A 5572-nucleotide genomic window follows, 5' to 3' on the forward strand; every position below is an offset into this window, starting at 1 on the left:
CCCATTGATACGAGGGTGTCCATATTGGGGCTTAAGTTTTTAACAGACTTAAAACTGCCCACATGTGTTTCCCAACCGGCGAAGAAAATGACCGGAATGGCGAGGATGAAGATAATTGGCAGATAGTATGGTATCTCAATGAGGAACATATGAATAATCATCAAAATCATGATCGGAGCGGAAAAAGATATGGCGAACCACATCCGTCGGGCGGCATGGGCCATTTTCTCCATTTCATGATCTTTTTCTTCAGCGCGATCAATTTCGTATATTTCGTAACCGGTATCACGCACGGTTTTTTTCAGTTCGGCAAGTGAAACTTTTACGGGGTTGTACTTAACCATGACAGTCTCAGCAGCAAAATTAACACTTGCTTCAGCAACGCCTTCTTTTGAGTTTAAACTCTTTTCAATCCTCTGGGCGCAGCTGCTGCAAGTCATTCCGGAAATATTGAAACTGCCGGTTGTCGAATCAACTTCGGATAGTTCTCCCTGATAGCCGGTCTTGTTAATTATCTCGAGCAGGATTTCCTCGCTTATCACAGCAGGTTTATATTCAATATATGCTCTTTCCATTGCAAAATTTACCTGAGCAGAAAGCACGCCTTCAGCTTTTTGCAGCGCTTTTTCGATTGTGCTTGCGCAGGTGGTGCAGGTCATTCCGGTTAAATTAATGACCGTTTTTGCGGTATTGACTTCATCTTTCGGGTTATTCACTGGATCATACCTCCCTTTATCTTAACCTTGCTCAATATACCCCTCATGAGTATATTTTAACAGATACTAAGACCCTTTGCAATATTTTTCTTTTTCCCAAGCGTATAGGTAATTTACTACTTTTAAATATTTATTTTTGATCATGGCTGTAACATTGGCTGATTCGCAGCTGTGCTCTTTTTTAGCTCCGTTCCTGGGAGCGGTGAAGGCCACCACAAAGGCGCCTATGGCACCCATATTTCTCCAGTCAATGGAGTTGCGGGGTTTATAAACTAGACTCAACACAAACATCCTATAACTAAAGGAACCCGGGAGCAGTAGCTCTCCAGGGTTCCTAAAAGATTCCGTACGTAATAGGAGGTTTACATTATATTCCCATTCTCGAGCCGGTTTCTCCTCTCGTATCTCTATCTTCCCCGTGGCAGAATTCGTACATGTCTCTTAACTCTTCTTTAGACCAATCGGGGTGATGTTCTTGCATCACAGGGAGCATGCTATTAAAGCTGAATGCTCCGTTACTTCCTTGGGCCAGAACTGTTGTGCCCGCTATGACCAGAACTGCCAATACAGTTACCTTCAAAATTAGCTTTTTCAAAATTCACACTCCTTCCTTTAAATGAAGTAGTAAACTCCAACTATTATGTTATACCCCTACAGGGTATCTTGAAAACATTATACACTCTTTTTTTTTATAGAATCAATAGGTTTTACCAAAATAAAAAAGTGTTTTCTGTTCTAAATGCCATATTAGGAAGCATAAGGTTTAGCATAATTGAAATATTTTAATCTGGTATTTGCAGCTCCATCAACCCTGCTTTCTACTCTCCACTGCTAAATTTTCTGAACGACTGGTATAGGAAACCACGGCTACTACCATATAGAACAGCGCCCCAACAGTAAAAGCTGCCGAAAAGCCAAACTGCATAGCGATAGCTACTGCCAGGGCTGAGCCCATAACAGACATCACTCCGTTAATTCCCCAGGCCAGGGGGATATCTTTTCGATCTATTTCTCTGAGCAGCCTTAAACTGCTGGAGAAAGGTATGCCCATGGCCAATCCCATTGGTGTAGTAATCAGCAGGACCAATATAATAGTAGCAGGCAGTGATTGTGCAAACAAACTGCTTACCACGCTGCCGAGAGTTACGGCGTATATGATTCCTCCAAGCGCCACAGTAGCGGCTGCAAAGCTAATCACTACCGGCAGCCTGGAGGGCGTAATCCGTGAAGCCCAATAACTGCCCAACCCACTGCTAATCAGGAGAATAAAGAGCAGAATGGAAAAAGCCAGGGTCGGATTGCCAAAGACAAGGATCATTTTTTGGATTAGGGTGATTTCAACCAGCATGAAACCAATTCCCAGTGCAGGGAAAATTACTACCGGCCACCAGGGCTTCGGCTTGTTTCGCTTCTTGCCCGGCAAGCTGCGCCTTCTCGTTAAAAGATAGATCAGGGCAATTCCGGCTACAATGCTGACTACAAGAAGCAGGGTGCTCAGGGATTGAGGTAATCCTAGATCGGTATTGTAGAAAAACGGGCTGTTATCTGTAGACGGTTTGATATCGAAGGGAAATTCGGTTTGAAGGGTGGCTACCGTATTTTCACCTGTCACCAAGCTGTTAATAAACAGCGGCTCAAAATGGCCCGGCAGGTAAAATGGTGTCATCCCCATGTTAAGAGAATTGTTGTATATTTCATCAATTTCAAATGCGGTGAAAGGTTCGTTACGGACAACTAAAACCGGAAAACTCGGAGCGTAATCACCCATTGGCGATGGAGTATGGGCAACAACCATTCTCTGGACAGCTTCCAGCGGGCTCAGGCCTTGATCGAGAAAAAGCTGGTAAATCATTACCATCGCGCGTGATAAATCAGTCATGTCATGTAGCACGAAAGCCAGGCGTCCTTCCGGGTTTAAACGTTCCATATATACTTCAAAGGCTTCCATGGTAAAAACATAATTTTCGGTAAGGGCATAACCAACCCGGCCGGCAGACTGAGTGTATACGAGCGGAAGATATAACAAGTCAAACTTGTTTTGGGTGGTTTCTACAAAGTGGCGGCCATCCTGAATCTCTACCCGGACATCATCGCGGTCATAGATGTGACCGTTATAATCAGAGAAGTTTCGAGCAGCATTAATAATGCTCCGGTTTATCTCAACAGCAGTGATTTCCGATGCTCCGCCTAGAAGGGAAAGCAGAATGTCTTTACCTCCTCCGGAGCCAATAATCAGCACCGAATCGGCATTGCCCCAGGTGAAAGGGAAATAAGAAATGTCATTTTTCAGGTATTCTATCGATTGAAGGTTGCCATCAAAGCGGATCATCTCCGATGTGGCGCCACCGTCAGTGAAGATATACTTGACTGAAGAATCATCGGTGGAGTTAACAACATCAGTCCGGGCAAAAGTGCTCCATTCCGTATATACTATTTCGTGTTCTTCTTCGGCGACCAGACTGAACAGTGTTTTGGTGCTTCCATAACCTTCAAGAAAACGGTTTTCTATAAAATCACCGTTGATACTCAATAAAGCAAAAACAGCGATAACTGCTACCAACCCTGCGCTGCGCAGGGCTTTTCTCTTTTCAGCAGCAGCCAGGAATATTAGCAAACTGATAGTTCCGGGAATAACCGCAACCAGCAGGGCAGTATTTATCGCTCCAAGAGTTGACTGCAAAGGAAGAACAGCAAGGCTCCCTAAACCGCCGCCAATCAGATCGGCGAAATAGAGTCTTTGCGACTCTTTACCGTAAAGATAAAATACTGCCGACAGAAAGATTCCAGCTGCAATAAACGGAATCAGGAGTGCGGCGATATAGCCGAATAAAAAGTCTGGAAATGGGGAAAACAAAATAGCCAGAACCGAAAGTGGAATAGCGGCTGCAAGAATAAAAGCATAGAGAGCCAACTCTTTTGTTCCATACCGATCAGCCCGTAATTTTAAACTGGTTTTAAATAGTAACAGGGCTCCGATTCCCAGACCGAGAATGGAGATCGATACAATTATAAAGACAAAGTGGTACCACAACAAAACAGAAAATAATCGGATTACGCTTAACTCAAATAAAAGAGTCGAGAAAGATATAAAGAATACAGATACCATCAAAAGTGGTATTATGTTTTTTTCTTTGGGCATCATGCTGCCTCCAATCGAATTATGTTAATCACCGTTAAATGACCTGGTTATTTAGTGAGCGGGTTTAATCATTGTAGCTTTAGCTAGTGTCCCTTACCGTGCATTCCCTTCATCATAAAAAAATGCATTAGAAGACAGATTGCTGGGAAGAGCCACAGCCCGTTTTCAATTATTCCCCTGCTGATTAAATAGTAGGCGAGCAAAGCAGCGGGTATCAGGTATAAGATTATTGTTTTATACTGATCAAAAAATCCTGTTTTTCTATCTTCATTCATTGATTTTTCCTCCAGATTTGGGTGGGATTAAACCTGCTATAAAACAGGACGAGGGCTAATACTGCTATGCCCAGGCTCCCAAGTTGAGCTGAATTGAAAAGCGAAATAAATACTTGATCGCCGCGAAAATAGTCGATAAAAGTTCTGCTTACCCCGTACATCAATAGGTAGAGCAAAAACAGTTGTCCGCGGGATACTTTGTCACGCAAATACCAGAGGACAACAAATATGCCCAAAGTGGCCAGAGAATTATAAAGTGGAATATTGTGATAGGCAATGCCGTTTACGATCCTGGGAAACGGCGCCTGGGTGGAAGCATAACCGTAAACATCGCATCCCAGGCGACCTATTGCCTCACCCAACGCCAGGGCTGGAGCGATAATATCCGCCATAATCCATAAGTTGATCCGGTATTTCCTGGTATAAATAAAAGCAGCCAGAGCTCCCCCGGCCAGCCCTCCAAAATATGCTAATCCCCCCTGGTTCAGGGCGAATACGGATAGTGGATTATCCAGATAAGAAGCCGGGTTGAGGGCAACGGACAAAAGTCGTGCTCCGACAATGCCGCCAATGATAGAGGCAATTACTGTTCCATAAAAATAATCACTATTTATTCCTTTTTCCAAAGACAGGCGTTTTGCCGGCAGGAGCCCTATTAATATGCCCAGGGCTAAAAAGGTTCCGAAGAGGTGCAAGGTAATAGGTCCCAGATGGTATGTTGGTTCAAGATAGTTTAGAAGAATTTTAAACACCTTCCATCTATAATTTTTTAACCCTGCAAGTATACTCTAGCAGGGTATTGTTTTGGGTATCATATACCCCGTATTGGTATGTTGTCAAGCAGTTATTTTAAATAAATTGGCGCCTCCGGGTTGAAAACGAAGATTTTCTTTTATATCCTTAAGCCTCATGGGCTTCTTATAGGTCTTCAATAACATCTGCCGGATCCTCCAGGCCAACAGAGAGCCGGAGATATAAGTAAGAGTTAATAATGGAAGCATGAGCAACTTTCACCTTGACAATATACCCCCCGGGGGGTAGAATTTGCTTGAAGATTTATTGCTAAAAGGCTAGAGCACCTTCAGTTATAAAAACATATATTTACACCTGGCAATGAAAATCCGAACTTGCATGAGGCAAAATAAAAGGAGAGCGGTTATGACTAATGAGAATATAGCTGGCGATGAATTTTGCAACGACGAGGCTTGCCATCAGGTTGATCACGGAAGCTATCAGGAGAATAAAAAAAAGATTCTTGTTGGATTAAGAAGGGTGGAAGGGCAGGTCAGGGGTATCCAGCGGATGGTTGATGAAGAACGTTATTGTGTTGATGTGCTGAATCAGATCGCTGCTGCCCGAATGGCCATGGCTCGCCTGGCTATGTTAATCCTCGAAGATCATACCAAGGGGTGTGTTAGCACGGCTATAGTGGAAAAAGAGAG

The 5572-nt window shown here is 43.6% G+C and carries 7 protein-coding genes; 1 reads left to right on the plus strand and 6 read right to left on the minus strand.

Annotated elements, in window-relative coordinates:
* The 6 genes from SCJ97_11425 to lgt all read right to left on the minus strand — a co-directional run.
* Nucleotides 1-716, minus strand: a 716-nt coding sequence (locus SCJ97_11425) for a copper ion binding protein (protein MDW7740643.1), incomplete at its 3' end; no start/stop codon positions are given.
* Between the two features lie 66 nt (nucleotides 717-782).
* The gene (locus SCJ97_11430) at nucleotides 783-998 is read right to left on the minus strand and encodes a hypothetical protein (protein ID MDW7740644.1); all 216 of its coding nucleotides are present in this window, start codon (nucleotides 996-998) and stop codon (nucleotides 783-785) included.
* A gap of 85 nt (nucleotides 999-1083) precedes the next feature.
* Nucleotides 1084-1281, minus strand: a complete 198-nt coding sequence (locus tag SCJ97_11435) for a hypothetical protein (protein ID MDW7740645.1) — start codon at nucleotides 1279-1281, stop codon at nucleotides 1084-1086.
* A 240-nt stretch (nucleotides 1282-1521) separates the two neighbouring features.
* Nucleotides 1522-3855 (minus strand): hypothetical protein, encoded by a 2334-nt coding sequence (locus SCJ97_11440; GenBank protein MDW7740646.1) that lies wholly within the window; start codon nucleotides 3853-3855, stop codon nucleotides 1522-1524.
* A gap of 83 nt (nucleotides 3856-3938) precedes the next feature.
* Nucleotides 3939-4130 carry a hypothetical protein gene (locus SCJ97_11445; GenBank protein ID MDW7740647.1) on the minus strand — a complete coding sequence of 64 codons (192 nt, stop codon included), beginning with the start codon at nucleotides 4128-4130 and terminating at the stop codon, nucleotides 3939-3941.
* Complete coding sequence (lgt, locus tag SCJ97_11450; protein ID MDW7740648.1) at nucleotides 4127-4882, minus strand: prolipoprotein diacylglyceryl transferase; 756 nt, start codon at nucleotides 4880-4882, stop codon at nucleotides 4127-4129. The genes SCJ97_11445 and lgt overlap by 4 nt, the downstream gene beginning before the upstream one ends.
* A gap of 406 nt (nucleotides 4883-5288) precedes the next feature.
* Between lgt and SCJ97_11455 the strand changes: the two genes are divergently transcribed.
* Nucleotides 5289-5572: metal-sensitive transcriptional regulator (locus SCJ97_11455; protein MDW7740649.1), on the plus strand; the 284-nt coding region annotated here is incomplete at its 3' end.

Source organism: Bacillota bacterium (genome assembly GCA_033549065.1).
Taxonomy (GTDB): Bacteria; Bacillota; Dethiobacteria; order DTU022; family DTU022; genus JAWSUE01.